Here is a 26,853-nt window from a genome sequence, read left to right as displayed (position 1 = left end):
GATTTAATTCTTTGATTACTCGCCAAACGGCAGAGTAATTTCGATTAACTCAACACCTGTGAGTGTCCACACAGATTTCTTGTTTAGATTGTTAAAGAGCATTTGACCTCATCGCTTGCGTTACCGCCCTCTGGGTCAGGGCTGCGTATTCTACGCATTTCCCTTGTCGCGTCAAGGCGTTTTTACAAACTTCTTGAGGCTTTCGAATCAACTGCACATTTTGCATTCGATTCGCACTGAAACCACGCTCGCTTTCGCTGTCTGCCGTGTCAGTGGATGCGCATTATAGGCAGCGAAAACTTTTGTGCAAGCGCTTTTTGTCAGAAAATTACGATTAATCATCTAGACGCCTAGATATCCAGCAACATGAATAAAAAAGGGACTAAACAGTCCCTTTTTAAACTCATTTGGTTAACGAAACAGTAACTATGGGCTAAAGAATCGCGATTCTTGCTCGACTTCGACTTCTTCACCATCAATATGGGTTTTCACTTTTATCTCGATGTTTGTCACTGAACGCGAAAGTTCGACCGGATCGACCCCGATACTAATAGGTAGAGTTAATACCTCTCCACCAGCAATCGTCACTGAGGTAGGTCCATACCACTTATAGTTGTTGAGGCCTTCAACACTCATAGTGTATTCATGAGCTTGCTCTGTCTTATTCAGGATCTTCAAGGTGAAGGTGTTTTCAATCAAACCTCGATCATTTTCTCGATAGAGTTGATTACGGTCGCGGATAATATCCATACGCACAGGCGCAATTGTCGCACTCGCATAGATAAAGATAAGTATCATCGCGGCCAGCACCACACCATAACCCACCAGCTTCGGACGCAGTACCTTCTCTTTAATACCTTCAAGTTTATTTTCGGTGGTGTAACTAATCAGCCCTAGAGGGTATCCCATCCGCTCCATGGTTTGGTCGCACGCATCAATACAGGCACCACAGTTAATACATTCATATTGCAAGCCATTACGAATATCGATACCGGTAGGGCAAACCTGAACACAAAGGTCGCAGTCAATACAATCTCCTAGACCCATTTCTTTGGGGTCGGCTTTACGTGAGCGCGGGCCGCGGGTCTCACCGCGTTTTGCATCGTAACCAACGATATAGGTGTTTTTATCAAACATCGCCGATTGGAAACGCGCGTAAGGGCACATATGGATACACATGATTTCACGCATCCAACCCGCATTACCGTAGGTCGCTAAGGTAAAAAACACCACCCAGAAGTAGATTGCGCCTGATGCATTAAGGGTAAATACATCGACATAGACTTCACGGCTCGGCACAAAATAGGACACAAAGGTCATTGCCGTGATGAGCGAAAGTACTATCCATGCAGTGTGTTTTGCGGTTTTGCGCCAGATTTTGTCAAAACCCCATGGCATTTGATCTAGCTTAATGCGCTTATTACGGGCACCTTCGAGTTTTTCCTCAAACCAGATGAACATAAATGTCCATACGGTTTGCGGGCAAGTGTAACCACACCAGACTCGGCCGAGATAGGTTGTCACAAAAAATAACGCAAAGGCGGCTATCATAAAGAGAGCGGCAAGTAAGGTCAGATCCTGCGGCCAAATCGTTAAGCCAAAGACATGGAATTTCTGCTCAGCGAGGTTAAACCATACGGCTTGACGGTCTCCCCAAGGGATCCAAGGTAATATCAGGAAGAAGAGCATTGCTATCCAGCCCATGCGGCGGCGTAAACTACTCCATAATCCATCGATTGCACGGACATAAATCCGATTACGGGGGTTAAAGCGATCAGCCTTATCTGCATCAGGCTGGTGAATCTTAATTCGATTGGTTTTCGAATAGTCCTTGTTATTAGATTCTGCGTTCATCGTGACAGCCTTTTACTGCTTTAATATTGGACGAAAACTGGCTTATTATACCCATATTATTAATGGTTATTCACTTATGTTGGACTAAAAGATGAAAGGTTGGATCATATTAGCGCTCCTTTGTGGTGCATTATATTACTTATACACTGAAACCGACAAACTAGATGCACCTATAGCAAAAACAGAGGAAATGGTTCAAAAGATAGAAAGCAAAGTGAGCTCAGCAATGGGCACTCAGATAATTAAAATTAACCAAAATCTCACGAAAGCACGAACAGAGATATTGGAGCGGTTATCAGCATCTGAGGCTGAAGAGTTTAATAAAATCCCACTCACCGAAGATGGCATTGCTGATTTTAAAGAAAACTACTGTGGCACTACAGCCACTGAGCATCCCATTTTTAGCCGAGATAACTTGCTATTTATCTGCGATAACCTCTAATTCCACTAACAGGCAAACGGAATTTTGCAATTCATCACTAAGCATGGTGCTTAGACGATTGACCAGAAACATGATTCCGCCTAGCCTTTGAGCTTCAATTATATAGGCCTTGCATCATGACTAAACCAGTATCAGATATTTTTGATCCCACACTGTGGGATGAAGTCGACGGATTTAACTTCGACGATATTACTTACCATAGAGCCAAAGCCCATGGCACAGTGCGTATCGCCATCAATCGCCCAGATTGCCTCAATGCCTTTCGTCCAAAAACGGTTGATGAGTTATATATCGCCCTAGATCACGCTCGCCAATGGTCCGATGTAGGTTGTGTATTACTCACTGGCAATGGCCCCTCGGCCAAAGGACAATATTCGTTTTCCTCGGGTGGCGATCAACGTATTCGCGGCAAAGATGGCTATAAATATGAAGGCGCCGAAGAGGGCAAAGCCGATTTAGCCAGAATGGGGCGTTTACATATCCTCGAAGTCCAACGATTGATCCGCTTTATGCCAAAAGTAGTGATCGCGGTCGTGCCTGGTTGGGCCGTGGGTGGCGGACACAGTTTGCATGTGGTTTGCGACTTAACCTTAGCCTCCAAGGAACACGCCGTCTTCAAACAAACCGATCCCGATGTCGCGAGTTTCGACTCAGGCTATGGCAGTGCTTATCTTGCCAAGATGATTGGCCAAAAGCGCGCGAGAGAAATTTTCTTCTGCGGCTTTAACTACAGTGCCGATGAAGCCTTTGCCATGGGAATGGTGAATAAATCGGTTCCCCATGCCGAACTCGAAGTCGAAGCATTAAGATGGGCCAAAGAGATTAACTCGAAATCGCCAACGGCGATGCGGATGTTGAAGTACGGCTTTAACATGACAGACGACGGCATGGTTGGCCAGCAACTGTTTGCGGGTGAAGCCACGCGTTTAGCCTATGCCAGTGCAGAAGCTCAAGAAGGGCGCGATGCTTTCCTTGAGAAACGCGATCAAGACTTCTCAGCCTTCCCTTGGCATTACTGATCGAAGCTGATTGCCATATAACGCCCTCATTTGAGGGCTTTATATTTTTTAGCGCTTATAGATAGAAAAACCGTTTAAACTAATCTCAAAATACGGCTTTAAATTTTAATGAGAATTGTTATCATCTAATCATTCCCAAAAGGGGCTTACATTAGAGGATAGAATCATGACCAAGACATTAACTTTTGCCGTATTACATTTCAGCGTTGCCTTCACCGTTACCTATTTATTAACTGGTAGTGTTTTGGTCGGTGGTGCCGTTGCCTTAGTTGAGCCCGCAATTAACACTGTGGTGTTTTATTTCCACGATAAAGTATGGAAACGTTTCGAGGCAAAAAAGCAGAACGCACTTAATGCAATAACGGCTTAATACACTCAGCCACCAGCACATACTCTAATCAAGCCCCAATAAAAAACCGCCTAAATGGCGGTTTTTTATTGCTTCCAATTTATTCCACCGTCACCGATTTAGCGAGGTTTCGCGGTTGATCCACATCGGTGCCCTTAATTAAGGCAACGTGATACGAAAGCAACTGTAATGGAATAGTGTAAATCAGCGGTGCCATAAAGATATCACAGTGTGGAACCGGGATAACCTTCATAGTCTCGTCAGATTCAAATTCCGCATCCACATCGGCAAACACATACATTAAACCACCACGGGCACGCACTTCTTCAACGTTAGATTTCAGCTTTTCTAACAGTTCGTTGTTTGGCGCCACCACGATGACTGGCATGTCGGCATCAATCAAGGCCAGTGGGCCATGTTTCAGCTCGCCAGAAGCATATGCCTCAGCATGGATATAGGAGATCTCTTTAAGTTTCAGCGCACCTTCCATCGCAATAGGGTACTGATCGCCACGGCCAAGGAATAAGGCATGGTGTTTTTCGGCAAAGTCTTCCGCCAATTCAGCAATCGCATCATCTAAGCCTAATGCTTGCTCCACTTTGGCAGGCATAGACTGTAGGCTTTGGGTGATCTCGGCCTGCATTTGCTCCGACATGCCATTATGGCGACCGATCACCGCAGTCAGCATTAATAAACCCGCTAATTGCACGGTAAAGGCTTTAGTTGAAGCAACGCCAATTTCGGCGCCTGCTTTCATCATGTACGCCATGTCAGACTCACGAACTAAGGAAGAGCCTGGTGCGTTACAGATAGTTAGCGTCGCCTTATAGCCCATTTCTTTGGCTAGACGCATCGCCGCCAGCGTATCGGCGGTCTCGCCGGATTGAGAAATAGTCACCAACAGGCTGTTGGGGAATAAATGCGACTTGCGGTAGCGGAATTCGGAGGCGATTTCGACATTACAAGAAACGCCAGCCCAATCCTCTAACCAATAACGCGCAGCCATACCCGCATGGTAGCTAGTACCACAGGCAATAATCTGTACGTGTTTAATATCTTTTAAGAATTCAGCGGCATTATCACCAAAAGCCGTGTCGAGCACTTGTTTGTTGGCGATGCGGCCTTCAATAGTACGCGTCAGTGCCAGTGGCTGCTCATAGATTTCTTTGAGCATATAGTGGCGATATTCACCTTTGTCACCGGCATCGTGGGTGATTTCAGATTCTTTAACTTCGCGCTCAACTTTATTGCCATGCACATCGAAAATGCTCACTGTGCGACGAGTCACTTCAGCCACGTCACCTTCTTCTAAAAACGCGAAAGAACGGGTCACAGGCAACAGCGCCAATTGATCAGACGCGACAAAGTTTTCACCTAAACCAAAACCAATCACCAGTGGACTGCCGGAACGCGCGACGACCATGCGCTCGCTGTCGCGGCGGTCAATCACCACAGTGCCATAAGCGCCTTCGAGTTGTTTAACCGTGGCTTGCACCGCGGCCAGTAAGGTGTCGTGCGTTTTTAATTCGTGATGAACTAAGTGGCAAATCACTTCAGTATCGGTATCAGAGCTGAAGTGGTAGCCGTGTTCTTTAAGCATTTCACGCAGTTTATGATGGTTTTCGATAATGCCATTGTGCACAACGGCAATATCGCCTTTAGATAAATGTGGGTGAGCATTGCGCTCGCTTGGCTCACCGTGGGTCGCCCAACGTGTATGCGCAATACCAGTGCCGCCCGCTAGCGGATCGGTTTCGAGTGCCGTAGAAAGCTCCTGCACTTTACCCACGCGGCGGGTGCGATTGAGTTCGCCATTGTGGATCACCGCAACACCCGCAGAATCATATCCACGATATTCTAAACGACGTAAACCTTCGACCAGAATTTCGGCCACATCCCTTTGCGCCACGGCGCCAACGATTCCGCACATAGTTTTTACCTATAAAATGAAAAATAAAAATGAAGTTGTTTGAGTCATTTGCTCTGGCTTATCACGGGCAAATGCCTAAGGCGAGTAGGGCGCTAAGATGACTTTCACGCCTTGCTCGGTAATTTGGTTAAGGGCGCTCTCTTCGATGCGCTCATCGGTGACTAGTACACTGATTTGCGACCAAGGTAGTTCTAAATTAGGGATCCGCTTGCCTATTTTGTCCGAATCCACCATCACGATGACTTCACGGGAAACCTCAGCCATCACCTTACTTAAACCCGTCAGCTCATTAAAGGTGGTGGTGCCTCGCGCTAAATCGATACCGTCGGCACCGATAAACAGTTGGTCGAAGTTATAGGAGCGTAATACCTGTTCGGCCACTTGGCCTTGAAAGGATTCAGAATGCGGATCCCAGGTTCCACCGGTCATCAATAGGGTCGGCTCATTTTCAAGTTCGTGAATCGCATTAGCCAAATGCAGAGCATTGGTCATGACCACCAGCCCACGTTTTTGGTTGAGTTCAGCAATTAAGCCTGAAGTGGTGGTACCGCTATCGATAATGATGCGATTGTGATCTTTGATCAGCTGCGCCGCTGCTTTAGCAATAGATAACTTATTAGGGGCAATCTTGGCAGAAAACTGCTGCGTTACTTCATCGGGAATAGCCACAGCACCACCGTAGCGGCGCAGCAGCAGTCCGGTTTTTTCAAGTTCTGCTAAGTCTTTACGAATAGTCACTTCTGAGGTTTCGAAACGTAATGACAACTCATCGACACTCACTTCACCCTGTTCATTCAGGATGCTGATGATACTGTGGCGTCGTTGCTGTGTATTTCGTTTATTCATAAAACCTTTCAGTTAACTTTCGATTCGAAAGATACATTATAAAGAAACGAAACATTTTTGCTAGTATTCGAAAGATAATTTCGAATCAAGATGGGTCGCTTTTAAGTTGGATTAATTAACTTTATGAAAAATAATAAAAAAGCAGTTCACCCAAAGGTAAACTGCTTTAATTGTATGAAACTTAAAAAGGGGAGCTGAGCTTAAAACTTAGCTTCAAGTGCCACGCTGAAGTTACGATCTTGGCCGATAGTGACCATCTTATCGCTACCACCATCTAAGTATTCAGTATCAAATAGGTTTCTCACGTTTGCGCGGATGCTTACGTCTTTACCCATAATATCCATAGTGTAGGCAGCACCAACATCAAAACGGACGTAACCATCTTTGGTTATGGTATTTACATCATTAGCAAAACGCTCACCAACGTAGATAGCACCAAAGTTCATTGCAAAGTTGTCAGTTACTTCGTAACGAGTCCAGATATTGGCAGACCACTCAGGGGCATCAATAGGAGTTTTACCATCTAAATTCTTGCCACCGATTTTGCCTGCACCCGTATTATATTCCGCATCTAAATACATCATAGATGAAGTCACAAACCAGCTATCACCTAACTGGCCTTGGGCACCAACTTCAAAACCACGGTGATGTTGCTCACCACCTTGAGTGGTTATTGTTTTATCACCATCACTTGTTACTGGAATATCTAGCACTGTTGTGACATTGGACACGGTTATATCAAACAGAGCAGCTGTCAGCAGTAGACTGTCATTAAAGAGCTCCCACTTCGTTCCCAATTCATACTGAGTGCCATACTCAGGTTTTAGATTAGCCCCTTGATTCACATCTTCGGAACTGGTTACAGATCCTTGCGGGGTAAAGCTTTTTGAATAGTTAACATAAATACTGCCATTATCCATAGGCGAATAAATCACCCCGAATTTAGGCGATACGGCATAGCTGTTACCGCCAGCGGTATCTTTTTTCTGTTCGTCATACCGTACACCAGCAAGCAACTTCCATTGCTCATTTAATGTCATTAAATCCTGCAAATAGAAACCGTAATACTTGTATTCACTTGGGTTGCTTAGCTGACCTTGATGATAATCAAGATCTTGCTGAATAATTGGTTGCCCAGGAATTACACGCTGACTTTTGCCTTTCTGAATTTGCTGCTGATAGAAATAGTCTAAATAGTTAGCACCAATAAGGAATTGATGCTCCATTCCTGCCAAAGAAAATTCACCCGTGAAATCCACATAGGCCGTTTTATGCTGCCAATCGTCATAACGGTCGAATGGTTTGATGCTATAACCATCTTTGAATGGATCTTCAGAGCCTTCAATCAAACTTGGCGCAGAGTCTAAACGTTGGCGATTAAATTGTTGATCGTTGTAGCCGACTTTAACTTTCCAGTCGTCAGTCATTTGCCAAGTCAGATCAGCACCTAAATTTGAAACAGTATTATCGGTAAAGGCCCAAGGCGCGTCCCATACGGTTTTACGCTCGCCAATCACATTGCCTTGTTTATCTAACCAGCCACCCGCATCGATGCCCGCTTTGTCTTGGGTATGGTCGTACTTAACCGATAACAAAACATCATCACTGATATCAAATTCTAAGTTTAAGTAACCCAACCAACGATCACGCTCTTGGTTTTCATTAGTAGTTGAATATTCGCGCCAGTATTTAGTGTCTTGTTTAACTAACACACCACGATAACGAATGCTTTGAGCATCGTTTAAGCTGCCTCCCGCATCTAACTGCGCACGGCTAGAGCCGTAGCCATCAGTATCAAAACCTAAATCGAGCATTGAATCATAGGTCGGCTTTTTGGTGACCATATTAACCAAACCGCCAGGACCGGATTGGCCATACAACATACTTGAAGGGCCTTTTAGTACCTCAACCTGTTGTAGCGTTTCTATAGGTTGAACGTAATGAGACCATTGCTGGTGACCGTTGATGAGATAACCGTTGCCCGAATCGAGTTCGAAGCCACGAATACTGAAGACTTGGCGGTTCCAACGAGTAGTACCCGCCGTTACGCTCGAATCGTTAACTAAGACTTCTGCAAGGTTAGTTGCTAATTGTTCGTCAGTCACAAAATCAGGGATAACATTAACGGACTGCGGGGTATCCATTAAGTCAATATCTCCACGCATAGCGCCCGATGCGCTACCGACTTTATAATCGTTAAAAGTACGGCCTGTTACATTAATACGTTCTATATTTGCATCGTTTGGCGCTTCTGCCATAACAGGCATCGCCATTAATGCAGCCCCAACGGCCAAACCTACAACTGAATATTTAAATACCATTGCCAACACCTCAAGTAGACCTTTCGTCTTAGAATTGCAGGCAATATAAATAAGAATTGTTTTTATTTAAGGATCTTTACATGGATTTACAATTTGGCGTGACTTAGATCAACTTTGAATAAAAACAATGAATTACCCATAACACCACAGTATTAATTCAACATTAATTTAGCTGATTTTTATTTGGAGAGGATTTAGACCTTTGACAAAAAAACATAAAGCGGCTAATTGCCGCTTTCTATAACAAAAAATAAAGCCGTTACTTCTTAATCTTTACCGGACGTTGCCAGCCAGTCAGATGTTTTTGCTTAACACGGGTGATCACTAGCTCATCCTCACCCACATCACGGGTAATTGTTGACCCTGCACCGAGCGTCGCGCCTTTACCAATAGTCACCGGCGCCACCAGCTGAGTATCACTTCCCACAAACACATTATCTTCAATCACAGTTAAGTGTTTATTGGCACCATCGTAATTACAGGTAATAGTGCCCGCACCAATATTCACACCCGCACCGATTTGCGCATCGCCTAAATAGGCTAAGTGACCAGCCTTAGACCCCACACCTAAAACGGCTTTTTTCATCTCAACGAAGTTGCCTATATGGGCATCTTGCATTAACTCCGCACCGGGGCGTAAACGGGCAAAAGGTCCCGCACTGGCTGCTACGCCGAGTTTAGCGCCTTCGATAATAGAGTAAGGTTTGATCTCGGCATTGTCGGCAATTTCACAATCGATAAGAATTGCACCAGCGCCGATGCTAACGTTATTGCCAATCACCACTTTACCTTCGAAAATCACGTTCACATCGACCATCACATCCATACCCACGGTCACTTCACCACGGATATCGATACGGCTTGGATCGCGCAAATTAGCGCCAGCAATCATCAGCTTTTCGGCTTCACGGGCCTGATAAGCGCGCTCAAGTTGCGCAAGCTGCACGCGGTTATTGGCACCTTCCACTTCGATAGCAGATTGCGGCTGAGCAGTATTAATCTCAACCCCATCGGCGTGGGCCATGGCGATAATATCCGTTAGATAGTATTCACCTTGAGCATTGTTATTCGATAAACGGCCAAGCCAGGTTTTTAACGCATTACCAGGAACCGCCATAATGCCCGTGTTAACTTCATTAATAGCAAGTTGCTCGGGATTAGCATCTTTTTGTTCGACAATACCGACAACCTTGCCCTGTTCGCGGACGATACGGCCATAGCCAGTAGGATTGGTTAGATTGACGGTTAAAATCGCCACGCCATTATTGGGACGCGCAGCAAGTAATGCTTCAAGCGTAGAGGCTTGGATTAACGGCACATCACCGTAAAGGATCAGCACAGTATCATTATCATCGATATTAGGAATCGCCTGAGCGACCGCATGGCCAGTGCCTAACTGCTCGGCTTGTAACATCCAATTGAGTTGCTGCTCGCCCAAAGCGGATTTTAATTTATCGGCACCGTAGCCATAAACGAGCTGTATAGCATCACTGCCAATATGGTGTGCAGTATCAATCACATGCTGCACCATGCTCTTATGAGCGATAGGATGTAATACCTTAGGAAGATCCGAGCGCATGCGAGTTCCTTTTCCTGCTGCCAAGATCACTACATTTAATGCCATTGCCATATCCTTGATTAACATCCCAAAGGGATAAACTGAGCTCGATTTAATGGCGCAATTTTAACGGAAAGGCACTGCAAAGCGAAAGGCAGATATCAAAACGCAGCGAAAAAACCAACAAAAAAGGCGGGTATCTTTCGATAACCGCCTTTTATCACAAACAATAACCTTTATCTGGCAATGTTTTTCTTGATGGTTTCAACAACACGTAATTGAGCCATTGCTTTCGCTAACTCAACCATAGCGGCGTCATAATTGAAGTCTGCACCCGCAGTCGCCATATGGGCTTCTGCACGACGCTTGGCTTCTAATGCTGCCTGCTCATCAATATCTTTGGCACGCATAACCACATCAGCCAACACAGAAACAGAAGAAGGTTGCACTTCCAGTAAACCACCAGAAAGATAAAACACTTCTTCGCTGCCGTCTTGTTTGACGATGCGCGCCATGCCAGGTTTGATATAGCTTAACAGTGGAGCGTGGCCATGCATGATGCCCAACTCACCTTCAGAACCGGTCACTTGTAGGCTAGCTACGCGACCTGAGAAGATGCTGCTCTCTGCGCTTACTATATCAAGCTGTACTGTCATGGCTGCCATCCCGTTCTCCTTAAAAAACTAAGTATGACTACTTAGTTATTTCTTTTTGTTAGCTTTCTCGACAGCTTCGTCGATAGAACCAACCATGTAGAACGCTTGTTCTGGAATGTGGTCGAACTCGCCACTCAGAATTCCCTTGAAGCCACGGATAGTGTCTTTCAGAGATACGTACTTACCAGGAGAACCAGTAAAGACTTCTGCTACGTGGAAAGGCTGAGACAAGAAACGCTCAATCTTACGTGCACGGGAAACGGTCATCTTGTCATCATCTGACAGTTCGTCCATACCGAGAATCGCAATAATGTCTTTCAGCTCTTTGTAGCGTTGCAGAACAGTTTGTACACCGTTAGCTACGTCATAGTGCTCTTGACCAACCACTAATGGATCTAATTGACGAGAAGTCGAATCCAGTGGGTCAACCGCTGGGTAAATACCCAGAGAAGCGATTTGACGTGACAATACAACAGTCGCATCTAAGTGAGCGAAGGTTGTTGCTGGTGACGGGTCAGTCAAGTCGTCCGCAGGTACGTATACCGCTTGTACAGAGGTAATAGAACCAGTCTTAGTTGAAGTAATACGCTCTTGCAGAACGCCCATTTCTTCAGCCAGAGTGGGTTGGTAACCTACTGCAGAAGGCATACGACCTAACAGTGCTGATACTTCAGTACCGGCTAGGGTGTAACGGTAGATGTTGTCAACGAACAACAGAACGTCACGACCTTCGTCACGGAATTTTTCAGCCATAGTCAGACCGGTCAGTGCTACACGCAGACGGTTTCCTGGTGGCTCGTTCATTTGACCATAAACCATGGCTACTTTGTCGAGAACGCCAGAATCCTTCATCTCGTAGTAGAAGTCGTTACCCTCACGAGTACGCTCACCTACACCAGCGAATACAGAAAGACCTGAGTGAGCTTTAGCGATGTTGTTAATCAGTTCCATCATGTTAACTGTCTTACCAACACCCGCACCACCGAACAGACCTACTTTACCACCCTTAGCGAATGGACATACAAGGTCGATAACCTTGATACCCGTCTCTAACAGTTCAGTCGTGTTTGATTGCTCTTCGTATGAAGGAGCGCTGCGGTGAATCACATAACGTTCTTCTTCGCCAATTGCACCAGCTTCATCAATAGGGTCGCCTAAAACGTTCATGATACGGCCAAGAGTGGCGGTACCAACAGGAACAGAAATAGGTGAACCTGAGTTTACTACCTCAAGACCACGACGCAGACCATCAGAAGTACCCATAGCGATGGTACGAACTACACCACCACCTAGTTGTTGCTGAACTTCCAGCACCAAACCATTACAGGAGCCTTCACCTGTGATCTTCAGAGCGTCATATACCTGAGGTACGGCATCTTGTGGAAACTCTACGTCCACAACCGCGCCAATCACTTGGACAACAGTACCTGTGCTCATGATTAATCCTCTAAAACTTGTATTCGTTACCTAACCTAAACCGCAGAGGCACCAGAAACAATTTCCGACAGTTCCTGCGTAATAGCAGCCTGACGAGCCTTGTTATAGACCAATTGCAAATCGTCAATCAGTGTACCCGCGTTGTCTGTTGCCGCCTTCATCGCCACCATACGGGCAGCTTGTTCGGAAGCAATGTTTTCAACAACACCTTGGTAAACCTGAGATTCTACATAACGAACCAATAAGGTATCCAAAAGGGCTTTTGGATCAGGTTCGTAGATGTAGTCCCAACGATGAGCAACCTCATCATCTTCCGATTTAGGCAAAGGTAGCAGCTGCTCGATCACAGGAGTCTGCGTCATAGTGTTTACAAACTTGTTGAACACTACATACAGACGATCCAGTTTGCCTTCGTTGTAAGCATCTAGCATCACACGTACTGTCCCGATCAGGTCAGCGAGCTTTGGCGCATCGCCTAAACCTGAAGCATGGGCAGAAACCTGTCCACCGAAGCTTTTGAAAAACTGCACACTACGAGCACCAATAGGACAGAATTCAAATTCTGCACCTTGCTCTTTCCAGCTTTTCACGTCTGCAACAACCTTTTTAAAGAGGTTGACGTTCAGACCACCACAAAGGCCACGGTCGGTTGCCACAACAATGTAACCAACCCGCTTAGCCTCTCTCACCTCTAAGTAGGGGTGTTTATACTCGAGAGAACCTTGCGCTACGTGACCGATCACCTTACGCATGTTTTCCGCGTATGGACGGCTCGCAGCCATGCGTTCTTGCGCTCTGCGCATTTTGCTGGCTGCCACCATTTCCATGGCGGACGTGATCTTCTGAGTGTTTTTTACACTCGCGATCTTGGTTTTAATCTCTTTAGCGCCGGCCATCTCTACTCTCCAATCTGGACCTGAGGTGTCTTAAGACACCTCTATCATTGTTACCAGGTTTGGGTTGCTACGAACTTGTCGAGGCCAGCTTTTAATTCAGCTTCGATATCGGCGTTATAATCGCCAGTCTCGTTGATAAGCTTGATTAAAGCAGCATGCTCGCTGTTCATGTACGAGAGCAGAGCGGCTTCGAAATCACCAACTTTTTTCAGCTCAATGCCCTTCAGGTAACCTTTTTCAGCTGCGAAAATAGACACAGCTTGAGCAGCTACACTCATAGGAGCATATTGTTTTTGCTTCATCAGTTCGGTAACACGCACACCATGCTCTAGCTGAGCACGAGTTGCATCGTCTAAGTCAGATGCAAACTGTGAGAACGCAGCAAGTTCACGATACTGTGCAAGAGCAGTACGAATACCACCAGACAGTTTCTTGATGATCTTAGTCTGAGCCGCACCACCAACACGAGAAACAGAAATACCTGGGTTAACCGCTGGACGTAAGCCAGAGTTAAACAGATCAGTCTCAAGGAAGATCTGACCGTCAGTAATCGAAATTACGTTGGTCGGTACGAATGCAGATACGTCACCCGCCTGAGTTTCAATAATAGGCAGCGCGGTTAACGAACCGGTTTTACCTGTTACTGCACCTTTAGTGAACTTTTCTACATAATCTTCGTTTACGCGTGAAGCACGCTCTAATAAACGAGAGTGTAGATAAAATACGTCACCAGGATAAGCTTCACGGCCTGGTGGACGCTTCAATAGTAACGAGATCTGACGGTAAGCAACTGCTTGCTTAGACAGGTCATCGTATACGATCAGAGCATCTTCACCGCGGTCGCGGAAGTATTCACCCATAGCACAACCAGAGTACGGTGCTAAGTATTGCAGCGCAGCAGCTTCAGAAGCTGTAGCAACCACAACGATAGTGTTAGCTAATGCACCGTGTTCTTCTAGCTTACGCACTACGTTAGCGATAGTAGAAGCCTTTTGGCCTACTGCTACGTATACGCACTTAATGCCAGAATCGCGCTGGTTGATGATTGCGTCGATCGCCATGGCTGTTTTACCAGTTTGACGGTCGCCAATGATCAATTCACGTTGGCCACGACCGATTGGGATCATAGCGTCAACGGCTTTATAACCAGTTTGAACTGGTTGATCTACTGACTTACGCTCGATAACACCAGGAGCAATCACTTCAATAGGAGAGAAACCATCGTTGTTGATAGCACCTTTTCCGTCAATAGGCTCACCCAGAGTGTTAACTACGCGGCCTAACAGGCCACGACCGACTGGAACTTCCAGAATACGGCCAGTAGTTTTAACTTTTACGCCCTCTGCTAAATCAGCATAAGGGCCCATTACTACGGCACCGACAGAATCACGTTCAAGGTTCAACGCGATTGCAAAACGGCTACCAGGCAGTTCGATCATTTCACCTTGCATCACATCGGCTAGGCCGTGGATGCGGATAATGCCGTCACTAACCGCAACGATAGTACCTTCGTTACGAGATTCGCTAACGACTTCGAACTGCTCGATCCGCTGCTTAATCAGATCGCTGATTTCAGTGGAATTCAGTTGCATGCTCAAACTCCCAATTACGACTGCAGCTTTTCAGACAGACGCGATAACTTACCGCGGACAGAGCCATCAATGACTAAGTCACCTGCCTTAATGATTACACCGGCGATAAGCGCGGCGTCAGTGCTGCAATTCAGCTTAACTTTGCGTGCGAGACGTTTCCCTAAAGAAATACTGATCTGCTGCTGTTGTTCAGAGCTGAGCTCAGCTGCAGAAACCACATCGGCTTCCACTTCTTTTGCCCACTCATTACGGTATTGAGCAAAAAGCTCAGATACAGCAGGTAGTACCTTTAAGCGACCGTTTTCAGCCATTACCTTTATCAAGTTTTGACCTTGCTCATTGATTTGCTCACCACACACACTGATAAAGAGTGCGGCGAGTTTGGTGCTGGCTAAAGAGCCAGTCAGCAGTGGCTGCATGGTTTCGTTTTCACTAACCAATGCGGCAAACGTGAGCATTTCAGCCCAGGTATCCACTGCGTTGTGTTCAACAGCAACGTCAAAAGCTGCCTTTGCGTAAGGGCGAGCGATGGTGGTTAATTCAGCCATAACTCAAACTCCCTTATCAAATTTCAGCGACTAGTTTATTAACTATGTCACTGTGGGCGGCTGGATCAATAGAACGCTCAAGGATCTTCTCAGCACCCATGATGGCAAGAGTAGCAACCTGCTTACGCAGATCCTCTTTCACGCGATTACGTTCAGCTTCAATTTCTGCTTTACCCTGAGCGATGATTTTGGCACGCTCAGCGTCTGCTTCGGCTTTAGCTTCTTCCACTATTTGAGCTTTACGCTTGTTAGCTTGCTCAATAATTTCGTTAGCCGTCACCTTGGCTTCTTTTAGTTGGTCAGTCGCTTTCGCTTGAGCCAACTCTAGGTCTTTTACCGCACGATCAGCATCAGCTAGACCGTCAGCAATCCTTTTTTGGCGCGCTTCGATGGCATTCATCAAAGGGGGCCATACAAACTTCATGCAGAACCACACGAAGATGATAAAGGCGACCGTCTGACCGATTAGGGTAGCGTTGAAATTCACAACAGCCTCCTATTTAGAGTTAAGACAGAAGCGTTTTCTTACAGCATTGCACCCAGTGGGTTGGTGAACAGCATGAATAATGCGATACCAACACCGATCATTGTTACGGCGTCTAACAGACCCGCTACGATGAACATTTTAACTTGCAGCATAGGAGCCATTTCTGGTTGACGCGCAGCGCCTTCCAGGAACTTGCCACCTAATAAGCCGAAACCGATTGCAGTACCAAGAGCACCCATACCAATCAGCAGAGCAACAGCGATAGCTGTCATGCCTAAAATCGTTTCCATCTGTATCTCCAGTATCTAAAATCTAAATCTAATTAGTTGATGATTTAGTTTAAAATTTCTTCAGCAATCCTTAATGATCTTCATGGGCCATGCTTAAGTAAACAATGGTCAACATCATGAAGATAAACGCCTGCAGCGTGATAACCAAAATGTGGAAAATTAACCAACCTAGTTGCAGAGTCACACCTAGGGAAGATAATAACAAGTTGGTACCATACATCAGCGCAATAAGGATGAAGATCAACTCACCTGCGTACAAGTTACCAAATAGACGCAATGCCAATGAAATTGGTTTAGCGATTAAGGTAACAGTCTCTAATAGGAGGTTGACGGGTATCATTGCCTTATGGTTAAAGGGCTGTAGCGTCAGTTCTTTAACAAAACCAGACACGCCTTTGACCTTAATGCTGTAGTAAATAATCAGCACAAACACACCGATAGCTAAGCTGAAGGTGATGTTTACATCAGTCGTCGGAACCACTTTTAAGTATGGAATTCCCGCTAAACTTGCTAGCCAAGGCAGCCAGTCTACAGGGAGCATATCCATGAAGTTCATCATGAATACCCATACAAAAATGGTCAGAGCTAAAGGCGCGATCACGGCATTGCGGCCATGAAAACTTTCTTTCACGCTGTTATCAACGAACTCCACGATCATCTCGATAAAGCATTGCAGCTTACCGGGAACACCTGAAGTCGCTTTTTTACCAACACTACGGAAAATCCACAGGAACAGAACACCAAGACCAACCGAAAAGAACAACGAATCAATGTGCCATGTCCAGAAGCCTTCACCAACGTGTAGGTTGGTAAGGTGATGCTGGATATAGCCCTGCGGTGTTAACGCTTCACCAGTTGCAGCCATGATTCATCCCACTTAACTTTGCTTGAAGTATAAAGGAGCTGTCCAATGCACGATCAACGTCAGCACGTAACAAACAAAAAGAGGCATAAATGCGACCTTAAGATTGATAAACACTAGCGAAAACATTGCGATGGTTAACAGCAACTTTACCGCTTCCCCCCAGTAAAAAGTTTTAATCACTTTTGCAGCTGAACTTGCTCCCGTATGGGAGAAAGCGAGGGTCGCGAATACAAAATTAGGGAGCACAGCAATTGAACCACCTGCTAATGCAGAATAGCCAAACTGAACTCCCCACACGACGAAAAAGAGAATTGAAGCACCCCCAGCCACCGCCGCCTGCATCATCACCAATTTATAGGCTGACCACCGGCCACGACGCGCTAAAACCTTACTCAACTCATCCTCTCCGCATTTATACTTTTTGTTTCGATGACCGGATGACAAATATCCGTATTTATGTCGATGCACAAAAAGCTTGCGAAAGTATACCTTTTCACGCCTTCATTGCAACTTTGAGATAAGGAAAAACAGCACTTTTAACGTGATATAGCGTCAAAACAGTCAAAATCCAAAATTAACATATGTCACAAATTTACATTAAAAACTGTTAATCTACAGACATTAACGAATTTTGCTAAGAATTCCGTCTAATTCAGCCAGATTCTGATAGTTAATTACAATTTTACCCTTCCCCTTACTGCTATGAGCGATCGAAACCTTGGCACCTAATCTTTCAATTAACTGCTGCTCTAAACGACAAACATCTTGATCTTTAGTCGTAGTTTCGACGGGTTTGGGTGGATTTAAGGTTTGATTAATCAATCGTTCAGTTTCGCGAACGGTTAATTCCTTGGCTGCCACTAATCTCGCCAGATTTGTTTGTTCTTCACCCTCAATTGCGAGCAAAGCGCGCGCATGGCCCATATCAATATCGCCATACTCGAGTAAACGCTTAACAGGCTCATTTAAACCGTTTAAACGTAACAAGTTAGATACACTCGCCCGAGATTTTCCCACAACATCGGCGACCTGTTGGTGAGTCAGTTCAAATTCTTGCATTAAACGTTGTAATGCAATGGCTTCTTCCATGGCATTTAAGTCTTCACGCTGAATGTTTTCGATCAAGGCGATAGCAATAGCAGCATCATCGGGAACCGCTTTAACGATACAAGGGATTTTTTCAACCCCCGCCAATTGGGAAGCGCGCCAACGGCGCTCACCGGCAATAATCTCATACTGGTTATTGCTAACAGGGCGCACTACAATCGGCTGGATAATGCCTTGATTACGGATGGAATGGGCAAGTTCTTCCAATGCCTCGGGAGACATGTCCTTACGAGGTTGGTATTTTCCCGGCTGTAATAGGTCGAGATCAAGATGGATAAGTTCTTCTTTTTTATCGACAACGACCACTTCTTCCGTGTGTTTTTTACTCGCGGCGTGGCTATTACTCAGTAAGGCATCTAAGCCTTTACCTAACCCTCTTTTCTTTAACGTCATGGTTTTCCTTTACGCTCGCTTAGCCTGAGTTTTCTGTTCGGAACGGCGGATCATCTCACCAGCCAGCGCTAAATATGCTTTAGCTCCCGCGCTCGATTTATCATAATACATAGCGGGTGCACCAAAGCTCGGCGCTTCGGCCAAACGCACGTTACGCGGAATAACAGTGCGATACACCTTATCGCCAAAGTGTTGTTTTAGCTGATCGGACACATCATTTGAAAGACGATTACGCGGATCATACATAGTGCGTAAAATCCCTTCTATCCCAAGACCAGGATTCACCACGGCTGCCAATTTGGTGATGGTATCGATCAAGGCGGTTAAACCTTCCAGTGCAAAGTACTCACACTGCATTGGCACCAGCACAGAATCCGCCGCCGACATAGCATTAACCGTCAACATGTTGAGCGAAGGAGGGCAATCGATAAAGATATAATCGTATTGATCTTTTATCGGCGCGAGCGCATTACGTAAGCGCACTTCACGGGCAAAAAACTCCATGAGTTTGATTTCCGCCGCAGTCACATCGCCATTACTGGCAATTAGATCGTATTTTCCCGTGGTGTCTTTGACCACTATTTCATCGAAGGGCTTTTCTTCTACCAGCAGTTCGTAAGCCGTGTTTTCGACTTCATATTTATCGACACCGCTGCCCATAGTGGCATTGCCCTGTGGATCAAGATCGATCAGTAGCACTTTACGCTTAGTCGCGGCTAATGAGGCGGCTAAATTGACACAAGTTGTTGTTTTCCCTACGCCACCTTTCTGGTTGGCCACGGCAATTACTTTACCCACAATGTCACCCTGTATGTAAATTCTGGTTTATTGCCTACTTAAAAATCCATTCAAAATGAGGAGCTTTAAGCCTGTTATTCTTTGATTATTTTGAGTAAATGTCTTTGCTCATCGAGTTTTGGCACCTTGAGTTCGATGGTTTCAGTTATCGCAAAGCCAGCGGGGATTTGTTGCATCTCTTCATCACTCAGTTGTCCCTTGAGCGCATAAAATTGTCCATGCTCAGCAGGCAAGTGATGGCACCATGTCAACATATCATGGATTGACGCAAAGGCACGGCTTAGCACACCATCGAACTTTTGCTCGGGTTGATAGGCCTCAACTCGGCTTTCTATCGAACTGATATTATGAATGCCTAATTCGAAGGCTACTTGTTTTTGAAAACGAATGCGTTTACCTAAGCTATCAAGTAGCACAAAAGTTTTACCAGGATTCATAATCGCCAATGGGATGCCAGGCAGTCCAGGACCAGTTCCAACATCAATAAAGCGTTCACCTTGCAGATGTTTTGATACCACTAAGCTGTCCATGATATGACGGACAAGCATGATCTCGGGATCTCTTACTGAGGTTAAGTTATAGGCTTTATTCCATTTGTTGAGCATGCCAACAAAATCAAGCAGTTGCTTTTTCTGCTCAGCGGTAGCGGGCAGATTAATTTCGGCTAAATAGGCCTCTAACTGGGCAGATAACACTGAACAACCTCAACAAAAATGCAATGATAAACTCGTCGGCTATTATGAAGCCCTGAAACGTCGAAGGGAAGCCTGAATGCTTCCCTTCTGCGACCAAACTGGCGATTAAGCTAGCTTTTACGCGCTCTTGCGTAATAAACCACGTTTTTTCAGATGTACTAGCAGAATTGAAATCGCTGCTGGGGTGATACCTGAGATACGTGACGCTTGACCAATGGTTTCAGGCTTATGGCTATTTAACTTAGCAATCACCTCATTTGAAAGCCCAGGAACCTCTTTGTAATCAAGGTTCAATGGCAAGCCCGTGTTCTCATTACGTACCGCTTTGTTGATCTCTTCCTGCTGACGCTGAATATAACCAGAATATTTCACTTGGATCTGGACCTGCTCAGCGGCGAGTGGATCGGTAAGACCAGGACCAAAGCCTTCAATCTGCATCAGTTTGTTGTAATCCATTTCTGGACGACGAAGTAATTCTTCAAAAGATGCTTCGCGAGAAATAGGCGTATTCAAGTGCGGATTTAACACTGGCACTAATGGAGAGTTTGGATGGATCCACTGGCTACGTAGACGTTGTAGCTCTAATTCGATCGATTCCAGTTTTTCACTGAAAGACGCCCAGCGCGCATCATCCACCAGACCCAGTTCACGACCTTTTGCGGTTAAACGCAGATCGGCGTTGTCTTCACGCAGCAATAGGCGGTATTCGGCACGGCTGGTAAACATGCGGTAGGGTTCTTTAGTGCCTAAGGTTGATAAATCGTCAACCAATACTCCGATGTAAGCTTCATCACGACGAGGACACCAAGCTTCTTTGCCTTGAACTTGCAGTGCTGCGTTCATCCCTGCGAGCAAACCTTGGGCGCCAGCTTCTTCATAACCGGTTGTACCGTTGATCTGGCCAGCAAAGAATAATCCATTAATGGTTTTGGTTTCTAACGAGTTTTTAAGATCTCTAGGATCAAAATAATCGTACTCAATCGCGTATCCTGGACGTACGATCTCAGCATTTTCCATCCCCTTGATCGAACGAACCAAATTTAACTGTACATCAAAGGGAAGGCTGGTAGAGATCCCGTTAGGGTAAATCTCATTGGTGTTTAAGCCTTCTGGTTCGATAAAGATCTGGTGCGATGATTTATCAGAAAAACGATGGATCTTGTCTTCGATAGAAGGGCAGTAACGTGGGCCGATCCCCTCAATAACACCGGAGTACATTGGGCTTCTATCTAAACCTCCACGAATAATATCGTGTGTTTTTTCATTGGTATGGGTGATCCAACAAGAAATTTGTTTCGGGTGATGGCTCAAATCGCCCATAAATGACATTACAGGTAATGGCGTATCACCTTTTTGTTCTGTCATCTGATTAAAATCGATGGTATTGGCGTCGATACGTGGTGGTGTACCGGTTTTTAAACGGCCAACACGGATAGGCAACTCACGTAAACGATGGGCGAGTGCGATAGATGGTGGATCGCCTGCACGACCGCCACTGTAGTTTTCTAACCCTATATGGATCTTACCACTGAGGAAAGTCCCTGCGGTTAATACGACTGCGGCGGCTTCGAAGGCTAGTCCCATCTGGGTAACGACACCGATAACGCGATCATTTTCTACAACAAGATCATCTACAGCTTGTTGGAAAATACGTAAGTTAGGTTGGTTTTGCAGAATATTTTGGATCTTCTGACGATATAACGCGCGATCTGCCTGTGCACGAGTTGCTCTTACCGCTGGGCCTTTACTCGAGTTTAAGGTTCTAAATTGGATCCCTGCATAGTCGGTTGCGATCGCCATTGCACCGCCTAATGCATCAATTTCTTTAACCAAATGACCTTTACCAATGCCACCGATCGCAGGGTTACATGACATTTGTCCTAAAGTATCAAGATTATGCGTTAGCAATAATGTCTTAGAACCCATTCTTGCTGCGGCTAATGCGGCTTCAGTTCCGGCATGACCACCACCAACTACAATAACATCAAACCGTTCATGAAAATGCATGACCTTACCTTTAAAAACTTAAGTGACCCAATGAGAGCCGATCATTTTAGCATTTGCTTTGATTGAGGTGAATGATCATTTTTCGAAAATAGATCCAGTGGATCTGGACTAATAGATCTTAAGATCTTTATATAGATCTTCTTATTATGTTTACTATTAGGATCGAACTTTCCTGTGGGTAAGGCTAATTTCTCTTTTATATCAGTGGTTAATGAGCTTTTGATCCTGTGATCTAACCGAGATCTACTGTCATTAAAGGTGGGGATAGATCCGCTATTTATCCACAGGGTGGATCTTTGAGCGGATCATGATGTGAATAGCACAGAGGTTGATCAGATCTAAATAATAGTTTATCCACAAAAATATACATATAAATAGTTTTTTGTGGATAAATAAGATCTAAACTGTGGGTTGTTTCAGGTATTTTGAAAATGAGGATCTTAAATTTGATCTTGCCATTGTGCCAACCACGCTAAAGCTGGGTCTTCTGGCACAGGATCCTGTTGTACATCGATCTGGATCTTATCCACAAACGCTTTTGCACCGCTATATTCAAGTCCATCAACAAGCTTCTCTGGGCCTTGGCAAAAGGTGTCATAACTCGAATCACCAATGGCACATAATGCGAACTTAATTTGGTGTAGATTTGGTGTATTGAGTAGAACTTCTTTACAAAATGGCTGTAGATTATCGGGAAGATCACCTGCGCCATGGGTTGATGAAACGATGATCCAGAGGGAATAGGGTTGCAGTAAATCCAGTGTTGGACTTAAAAAAGTGTCTACTTCATGCCCTAATTTGGTCAGCTGAGCCTGCATTTCATCTGCAATATATTCGCTGCTGCCGAGGGTGGTACCGACTAATATAGCAATTTTGGTCATTGTTACTGCTCTCTGTGGTCGTTAATTTTCTATCATTTTTGGGGCTTACATCTACTTAGCGTATTTTGTTGTATAAATTTAGCCAATATTGATTCGCAGTCTGTTAGTATCCTTGGCTGCAATCTTGGTTTTATACCGATAACCTTAAGTTTTTTATAACAATTATAATAGGATAACAGATGACTACACCTGTTGATGCGCCAAAATGGCCACGTCAAATCCCCTATATTATTGCCAGTGAAGCTTGTGAGCGTTTCAGCTTTTACGGCATGCGCAACATTCTAACACCTTTCTTAATGACAGCACTTTTGCTGTCCATTCCGGAGGATCTCCGTGGCGCTGTGGCTAAGGATGTGTTCCATTCCTTTGTAATTGGTGTGTACTTTTTCCCATTATTGGGTGGCTGGATTGCGGATAGATTTTTTGGTAAGTACAACACCATTCTTTGGTTAAGCTTACTTTATTGCGTGGGCCATGCTTTTTTGGCGATTTTTGAGCACAGTGTACAAGGTTTTTATACGGGGTTATTTTTAATTGCTTTAGGTTCTGGTGGGATAAAACCTTTAGTTTCTTCCTTTATGGGCGATCAATTTGATCAGACTAATAAGTCATTGGCTCAAAAAGCCTTTGATATGTTCTACTTTACGATCAACTTTGGTTCTTTCTTCGCATCCTTATCTATGCCATTGTTACTTAAAAACTTTGGTGCCGCTGTTGCTTTCGGGATCCCCGGCGTGCTGATGTTTATTGCGACGGTATTTTTCTGGTTAGGTCGCAAGCGTTATATTCATATGCCGCCAGAACCAAAAGATCCCCATGGTTTTTTACCTGTGATCCGCAGCGCCTTGCTTACTAAAGTGGAAGGTAAGGGAAATATCGGTTTAGTGTTGGCACTCATTGGTGGGATATCTGCTGCCTATGCGCTGGTGAATATCCCAACTCTAGGAATCGTCGCGGGCCTTTGTAGTGCTATGGTGCTACTGATGGGGTTTGTAGGGGCTGGCGCTTCATTACAACTTGAGCGTGCTCGAAGCTGTCATCCTGATATTGCGGTAGATGGTGTACGTTCAGTCCTTCGAATTTTGGTTTTATTTGCGTTGGTTACCCCATTTTGGTCGTTATTCGATCAAAAGGCTTCGACTTGGATTTTGCAGGCCAATGATATGGTTAAACCTTCGTGGTTTGAACCTGCAATGATGCAGGCTTTAAATCCACTGTTAGTGATGCTATTGATCCCATTCAATAACTTTGTGTTATACCCCGCGATTGAGCGTATGGGGATTAAGTTAACCGCATTACGTAAAATGGGGGCGGGGATTGCCATTACTGGATTGAGTTGGATTGTGGTGGGGACGATTCAATTGATGATGGATGGTGGTTCAGCACTTTCGATCTTCTGGCAAATTCTACCTTACGCTTTGCTGACTTTTGGTGAAGTTCTGGTTTCGGCGACAGGATTAGAGTTTGCCTATAGCCAAGCGCCTAAAGCGATGAAAGGGACTATCATGAGTTTTTGGACGCTTTCCGTTACCGTTGGTAACCTCTGGGTATTGCTTGCCAATGTGAGTGTTAAAAGTCCTGCTGTGACTGAGCAAATAATGCAAACGGGGATGAGCGTGACGGCATTCCAAATGTTTTTCTTTGCGGGTTTTGCTATTTTGGCGGCATTAGTGTTTGCACTGTATGCCCGTTCATACCAAATGCAAGATCACTACCGGCAGGTATGATTGAGCTGATATTTTTTGGTTAAGATGTTTAAATTTTGGTAATTCATTGGTTTAAGCCAATGATGCTGCAAAATGCCAGCCAATTTCAGCCCTAAATTGGCTGGCAAACATATGCTATTTAACCTCAGATCGGGTTAATAGATGAATAAACGCACCTGCCGCTTATGTGCAACTAAAATCAATCCCAATCGACTGATTGTGATATCAGTTACTCCATTTTTGTGCTTAACAAAGTATGTAAGATCGGTAAATCAACGTGTCTTTTAGCGGTTATGGCATAAAAACTTTCAGTCACACAATCTAAGGCCGCGTAGTTTTTCAATAGTCCCGCTTGAATCTCATCTTGTACAACCACTTCAGGTACCACGGCCACCGCACCCGAATCCCGCGCTAATAGTCTGAGCATCGCCATATCATCGACTTCTGCATAAGGGGTTAGTGAGAGACCATGTTGCTCGCAGTACAAATCAAATTGCCTACGAATATCACTGTCGGGGCCTGGTAATAGTAATTTTACTTTTGTGAGATCCTCTGGAAAGCGTAATGCATTGAATTCCGCTTTATTTGGGCCGACTAAGCATACGCCTTGCTGAGCAATTAATTTACAGCGCCAAGGGGTTGAAGAGTCCGATGCCACAGGGCGATTTGAGAGGATCAAATCTAATTTATGTACACGCAATTGCTCGAGTAGATCATCAAAGTTGGATGATTTTAAAGCAAGTTTGACGTTATTTAATTTAATGACCGGGCGTAGTAAGTTTTCTTGGAAATTGCGTGAAAGGGTCGCCACTGCACCTATTCTTAGTAGCTGAAGCCTTTGGTGCTCGCCATTTTCCATAACTGAAAGCAATTCGTGGCCTAAATTAAAAATTCCTTCAGCGTACTCGAGAACGAGATGCCCAACCTCTGTCAGTAATAATGCTCGGCCTTGACGGTGAAACAGATCATGCCCTAGTTGTTCCTCTAACTGTCTGATCTGGGATGATAAAGCCGATTGTGAAATGTTTAGCCTCTGGGAGGCTCGAGTTAAATGTCCTTCTTTAGCGACAGTCCAGAAGTAATGTAGATGGTGAAAATTGAGGTTTCTCATAGAATCGTTCACTTATATAGAACGTTATGTGAATATCTATCTATTTTACATCCCATCACTTATACGGCAACAATAGCCTTCCTTATTCAGCGTCGTTATCGCGTTGTAGAGGGCTAGGTTTGCTTAAAGTTAAGAATTACCCCCCTCACTTCAGGAGTGAGTATTCATCATGGATCATCAATCACATTATAAAATACCAAAGCGAATTGCCCTGTTAAGCAAACATGGCAAGGCGGCACAAATTGCGCCAATTCTGTCGCCACTTGGGATTGAAATTGTCGCAACGGATGCATTTGATACCGACATGCTGGGCACCTTTTCTGGAGAAGTTGAGCGTACGCTTTCACCACTAGAGTGCGCTAAGAAAAAAGCGCGACTCGCCTGTGAGTTAACAGGTTTAGAGGCGGGGTTAGGCAGCGAAGGTAGCTTTGGTGGAGGGCCTTTGCCAGGAATAATGAATTGGGATACGGAGCTTATCGTACTGTATGATGCAAGGCAAAATATTGATATCGTAGCGAATGTATCTGGTCCGGTAAGCTTGCAAAGTTTCCAAGGGGATGATGTGAGTGCACTTAGTGCGGCGTTATCTGGTGCCGAAGAGGGTCAAGCGTGGATAGTTAAGGTTGATGGTCATACGATCAAAGGTGTAGCTAATCTAGATATGTTGCTGGCCACATTAGAAGCGATGAATCTCGCGCCTGAAAATGGTCGTTTTGCTTGCCCAATTGATGTCGCTCCAGACCTTCGCGCGATGCATTCTCCGCTGCGGCAGCAATATATTATCAATGCTGCACAGCAACTGGTTGAGCGCCTTCAAACACATTGCCCACAATGTCATCAAGCGGATTTCTGGCTACGCGATCGCATCGTTGGTTTGCCTTGCCGCGAGTGTGGTACGCCAACAGATCTCGCTAAAGCTTCTATCCGTCAATGTATTCACGGCTTTGTTTCCTAAATCAGTTGAACTAAAACCATAGCTGGTGATCTGATCGGCATAGCCTATCAACTCACCCATCAATCGTGTCAAAACCTCGCTATAAAACAACTAACTGGAAGCAATACAAT

General features: G+C 45.0%; 25 protein-coding genes. 5 read left to right on the top strand and 20 right to left on the bottom strand.

Annotated elements, in window-relative coordinates:
• Positions 1 to 426: 426 nt before the first annotated feature.
• On the bottom strand, positions 427 to 1,854 hold the full coding sequence (ccoG, locus tag IEY09_RS19275; RefSeq protein WP_037431664.1) for a cytochrome c oxidase accessory protein CcoG: 1,428 nt from the start codon (positions 1,852 to 1,854) through the stop codon (positions 427 to 429).
• A 91-nt stretch (positions 1,855 to 1,945) separates the two neighbouring features.
• On the opposite strand from ccoG, the gene IEY09_RS19270 reads away from it, so the two are divergent.
• From IEY09_RS19270 to IEY09_RS19260, 3 genes are all read left to right on the top strand, one after another.
• A complete protein-coding gene (locus tag IEY09_RS19270) occupies positions 1,946 to 2,296 on the top strand; it encodes a hypothetical protein (protein ID WP_037424115.1) in 351 nt (116 codons plus the stop codon).
• 116 nt (positions 2,297 to 2,412) lie between these two features.
• Positions 2,413 to 3,315: a 1,4-dihydroxy-2-naphthoyl-CoA synthase gene (locus tag IEY09_RS19265; RefSeq protein ID WP_055647059.1), complete on the top strand. Its 903-nt coding sequence runs from the start codon at positions 2,413 to 2,415 to the stop codon at positions 3,313 to 3,315.
• A gap of 166 nt (positions 3,316 to 3,481) precedes the next feature.
• Positions 3,482 to 3,685, top strand: a complete 204-nt coding sequence (locus tag IEY09_RS19260; RefSeq protein WP_169548704.1) for a DUF2061 domain-containing protein — start codon at positions 3,482 to 3,484, stop codon at positions 3,683 to 3,685.
• A 79-nt stretch (positions 3,686 to 3,764) separates the two neighbouring features.
• Here the strand turns inward: IEY09_RS19260 and glmS are convergent, their stop codons facing one another.
• The 18 genes from glmS to mioC form a co-directional block, all read right to left on the bottom strand.
• On the bottom strand, positions 3,765 to 5,594 hold the full coding sequence (glmS, locus tag IEY09_RS19255) for a glutamine--fructose-6-phosphate transaminase (isomerizing) (RefSeq protein WP_188872329.1): 1,830 nt from the start codon (positions 5,592 to 5,594) through the stop codon (positions 3,765 to 3,767).
• A gap of 75 nt (positions 5,595 to 5,669) precedes the next feature.
• The gene (locus IEY09_RS19250) at positions 5,670 to 6,440 is read right to left on the bottom strand and encodes a DeoR/GlpR family DNA-binding transcription regulator (protein ID WP_047538117.1); all 771 of its coding nucleotides are present in this window, start codon (positions 6,438 to 6,440) and stop codon (positions 5,670 to 5,672) included.
• 200 nt (positions 6,441 to 6,640) lie between these two features.
• On the bottom strand, positions 6,641 to 8,761 hold the full coding sequence (locus IEY09_RS19245; RefSeq protein WP_188872327.1) for a TonB-dependent receptor: 2,121 nt from the start codon (positions 8,759 to 8,761) through the stop codon (positions 6,641 to 6,643).
• Positions 8,762 to 9,020: 259 nt separating this feature from the next.
• A complete protein-coding gene (gene glmU / locus IEY09_RS19240; protein ID WP_188872325.1) occupies positions 9,021 to 10,385 on the bottom strand; it encodes a bifunctional UDP-N-acetylglucosamine diphosphorylase/glucosamine-1-phosphate N-acetyltransferase GlmU in 1,365 nt (454 codons plus the stop codon).
• Between the two features lie 170 nt (positions 10,386 to 10,555).
• Positions 10,556 to 10,984, bottom strand: a complete 429-nt coding sequence (locus IEY09_RS19235; RefSeq protein ID WP_011624645.1) for a F0F1 ATP synthase subunit epsilon — start codon at positions 10,982 to 10,984, stop codon at positions 10,556 to 10,558.
• Between the two features lie 36 nt (positions 10,985 to 11,020).
• On the bottom strand, positions 11,021 to 12,412 hold the full coding sequence (atpD, locus tag IEY09_RS19230; protein WP_037413426.1) for a F0F1 ATP synthase subunit beta: 1,392 nt from the start codon (positions 12,410 to 12,412) through the stop codon (positions 11,021 to 11,023).
• A 35-nt stretch (positions 12,413 to 12,447) separates the two neighbouring features.
• Complete coding sequence (atpG, locus tag IEY09_RS19225) at positions 12,448 to 13,308, bottom strand: F0F1 ATP synthase subunit gamma (RefSeq protein ID WP_037413431.1); 861 nt, start codon at positions 13,306 to 13,308, stop codon at positions 12,448 to 12,450.
• 50 nt (positions 13,309 to 13,358) lie between these two features.
• Positions 13,359 to 14,900 (bottom strand): F0F1 ATP synthase subunit alpha, encoded by a 1,542-nt coding sequence (gene atpA / locus IEY09_RS19220; protein ID WP_037413433.1) that lies wholly within the window; start codon positions 14,898 to 14,900, stop codon positions 13,359 to 13,361.
• Positions 14,901 to 14,914: 14 nt separating this feature from the next.
• The gene (gene atpH, locus IEY09_RS19215) at positions 14,915 to 15,448 is read right to left on the bottom strand and encodes a F0F1 ATP synthase subunit delta (RefSeq protein WP_037413434.1); all 534 of its coding nucleotides are present in this window, start codon (positions 15,446 to 15,448) and stop codon (positions 14,915 to 14,917) included.
• A gap of 16 nt (positions 15,449 to 15,464) precedes the next feature.
• Positions 15,465 to 15,935: a F0F1 ATP synthase subunit B gene (atpF, locus tag IEY09_RS19210; protein WP_011624650.1), complete on the bottom strand. Its 471-nt coding sequence runs from the start codon at positions 15,933 to 15,935 to the stop codon at positions 15,465 to 15,467.
• A 38-nt stretch (positions 15,936 to 15,973) separates the two neighbouring features.
• Positions 15,974 to 16,225 carry a F0F1 ATP synthase subunit C gene (atpE, locus tag IEY09_RS19205; protein ID WP_006083840.1) on the bottom strand — a complete coding sequence of 84 codons (252 nt, stop codon included), beginning with the start codon at positions 16,223 to 16,225 and terminating at the stop codon, positions 15,974 to 15,976.
• A gap of 70 nt (positions 16,226 to 16,295) precedes the next feature.
• Positions 16,296 to 17,090 carry a F0F1 ATP synthase subunit A gene (gene atpB / locus IEY09_RS19200; RefSeq protein ID WP_037413438.1) on the bottom strand — a complete coding sequence of 265 codons (795 nt, stop codon included), beginning with the start codon at positions 17,088 to 17,090 and terminating at the stop codon, positions 16,296 to 16,298.
• 12 nt (positions 17,091 to 17,102) lie between these two features.
• Positions 17,103 to 17,486, bottom strand: coding sequence for an ATP synthase subunit I (locus IEY09_RS19195; protein ID WP_011074336.1), 384 nt, complete (start codon positions 17,484 to 17,486; stop codon positions 17,103 to 17,105).
• Between the two features lie 225 nt (positions 17,487 to 17,711).
• A complete protein-coding gene (locus tag IEY09_RS19190) occupies positions 17,712 to 18,590 on the bottom strand; it encodes a ParB/RepB/Spo0J family partition protein (RefSeq protein ID WP_037413441.1) in 879 nt (292 codons plus the stop codon).
• Positions 18,591 to 18,599: 9 nt separating this feature from the next.
• A complete protein-coding gene (locus tag IEY09_RS19185; RefSeq protein WP_011718840.1) occupies positions 18,600 to 19,388 on the bottom strand; it encodes a ParA family protein in 789 nt (262 codons plus the stop codon).
• A gap of 74 nt (positions 19,389 to 19,462) precedes the next feature.
• Entirely contained in the window at positions 19,463 to 20,083 is a 621-nt protein-coding gene (rsmG, locus tag IEY09_RS19180) for a 16S rRNA (guanine(527)-N(7))-methyltransferase RsmG (protein WP_037413444.1), read from the bottom strand.
• A 117-nt stretch (positions 20,084 to 20,200) separates the two neighbouring features.
• On the bottom strand, positions 20,201 to 22,090 hold the full coding sequence (gene mnmG / locus IEY09_RS19175) for a tRNA uridine-5-carboxymethylaminomethyl(34) synthesis enzyme MnmG (RefSeq protein ID WP_188872323.1): 1,890 nt from the start codon (positions 22,088 to 22,090) through the stop codon (positions 20,201 to 20,203).
• A 440-nt stretch (positions 22,091 to 22,530) separates the two neighbouring features.
• Positions 22,531 to 22,971, bottom strand: coding sequence for an FMN-binding protein MioC (gene mioC, locus IEY09_RS19170; RefSeq protein WP_037429343.1), 441 nt, complete (start codon positions 22,969 to 22,971; stop codon positions 22,531 to 22,533).
• A 179-nt stretch (positions 22,972 to 23,150) separates the two neighbouring features.
• On the opposite strand from mioC, the gene IEY09_RS19165 reads away from it, so the two are divergent.
• Positions 23,151 to 24,698 (top strand): POT family MFS transporter, encoded by a 1,548-nt coding sequence (locus tag IEY09_RS19165; RefSeq protein WP_088586439.1) that lies wholly within the window; start codon positions 23,151 to 23,153, stop codon positions 24,696 to 24,698.
• Positions 24,699 to 24,906: 208 nt separating this feature from the next.
• Here the strand turns inward: IEY09_RS19165 and IEY09_RS19160 are convergent, their stop codons facing one another.
• The gene (locus tag IEY09_RS19160) at positions 24,907 to 25,788 is read right to left on the bottom strand and encodes a LysR family transcriptional regulator (RefSeq protein ID WP_088586440.1); all 882 of its coding nucleotides are present in this window, start codon (positions 25,786 to 25,788) and stop codon (positions 24,907 to 24,909) included.
• A 169-nt stretch (positions 25,789 to 25,957) separates the two neighbouring features.
• On the opposite strand from IEY09_RS19160, the gene IEY09_RS19155 reads away from it, so the two are divergent.
• Positions 25,958 to 26,743: a DUF6671 family protein gene (locus IEY09_RS19155; RefSeq protein WP_188872321.1), complete on the top strand. Its 786-nt coding sequence runs from the start codon at positions 25,958 to 25,960 to the stop codon at positions 26,741 to 26,743.
• Positions 26,744 to 26,853 lie beyond the last annotated feature (110 nt).

It is taken from the genome of Shewanella xiamenensis (genome assembly GCF_014647135.1).
Taxonomy (GTDB): domain Bacteria; phylum Pseudomonadota; class Gammaproteobacteria; order Enterobacterales; family Shewanellaceae; genus Shewanella; species Shewanella xiamenensis.
The sequence above is the reverse complement of the archived record's forward strand: the minus strand, read 5'-3'. Positions and strand labels throughout refer to the sequence as shown.

Excerpts from the sequence above, each read along its gene's own strand:
- ccoG (WP_037431664.1), bottom strand. The coding sequence starts at position 1,854 with ATGAACGCAGAATCTAATAACAAGGACTATTCGAAAACCAATCGAATT.
- IEY09_RS19270 (WP_037424115.1), top strand. The coding sequence starts at position 1,946 with ATGAAAGGTTGGATCATATTAGCGCTCCTTTGTGGTGCATTATATTAC.
- IEY09_RS19265 (WP_055647059.1), top strand. The coding sequence starts at position 2,413 with ATGACTAAACCAGTATCAGATATTTTTGATCCCACACTGTGGGATGAA.
- IEY09_RS19260 (WP_169548704.1), top strand. The coding sequence starts at position 3,482 with ATGACCAAGACATTAACTTTTGCCGTATTACATTTCAGCGTTGCCTTC.
- glmS (WP_188872329.1), bottom strand. The coding sequence starts at position 5,594 with ATGTGCGGAATCGTTGGCGCCGTGGCGCAAAGGGATGTGGCCGAAATT.
- IEY09_RS19250 (WP_047538117.1), bottom strand. The coding sequence starts at position 6,440 with ATGAATAAACGAAATACACAGCAACGACGCCACAGTATCATCAGCATC.
- IEY09_RS19245 (WP_188872327.1), bottom strand. The coding sequence starts at position 8,761 with ATGGTATTTAAATATTCAGTTGTAGGTTTGGCCGTTGGGGCTGCATTA.
- glmU (WP_188872325.1), bottom strand. The coding sequence starts at position 10,385 with ATGGCATTAAATGTAGTGATCTTGGCAGCAGGAAAAGGAACTCGCATG.
- IEY09_RS19235 (WP_011624645.1), bottom strand. The coding sequence starts at position 10,984 with ATGGCAGCCATGACAGTACAGCTTGATATAGTAAGCGCAGAGAGCAGC.
- atpD (WP_037413426.1), bottom strand. The coding sequence starts at position 12,412 with ATGAGCACAGGTACTGTTGTCCAAGTGATTGGCGCGGTTGTGGACGTA.
- atpG (WP_037413431.1), bottom strand. The coding sequence starts at position 13,308 with ATGGCCGGCGCTAAAGAGATTAAAACCAAGATCGCGAGTGTAAAAAAC.
- atpA (WP_037413433.1), bottom strand. The coding sequence starts at position 14,900 with ATGCAACTGAATTCCACTGAAATCAGCGATCTGATTAAGCAGCGGATC.
- atpH (WP_037413434.1), bottom strand. The coding sequence starts at position 15,448 with ATGGCTGAATTAACCACCATCGCTCGCCCTTACGCAAAGGCAGCTTTT.
- atpE (WP_006083840.1), bottom strand. The coding sequence starts at position 16,225 with ATGGAAACGATTTTAGGCATGACAGCTATCGCTGTTGCTCTGCTGATT.
- atpB (WP_037413438.1), bottom strand. The coding sequence starts at position 17,090 with ATGGCTGCAACTGGTGAAGCGTTAACACCGCAGGGCTATATCCAGCAT.
- IEY09_RS19190 (WP_037413441.1), bottom strand. The coding sequence starts at position 18,590 with ATGACGTTAAAGAAAAGAGGGTTAGGTAAAGGCTTAGATGCCTTACTG.
- mnmG (WP_188872323.1), bottom strand. The coding sequence starts at position 22,090 with ATGCATTTTCATGAACGGTTTGATGTTATTGTAGTTGGTGGTGGTCAT.
- mioC (WP_037429343.1), bottom strand. The coding sequence starts at position 22,971 with ATGACCAAAATTGCTATATTAGTCGGTACCACCCTCGGCAGCAGCGAA.
- IEY09_RS19165 (WP_088586439.1), top strand. The coding sequence starts at position 23,151 with ATGACTACACCTGTTGATGCGCCAAAATGGCCACGTCAAATCCCCTAT.
- IEY09_RS19160 (WP_088586440.1), bottom strand. The coding sequence starts at position 25,788 with ATGAGAAACCTCAATTTTCACCATCTACATTACTTCTGGACTGTCGCT.
- IEY09_RS19155 (WP_188872321.1), top strand. The coding sequence starts at position 25,958 with ATGGATCATCAATCACATTATAAAATACCAAAGCGAATTGCCCTGTTA.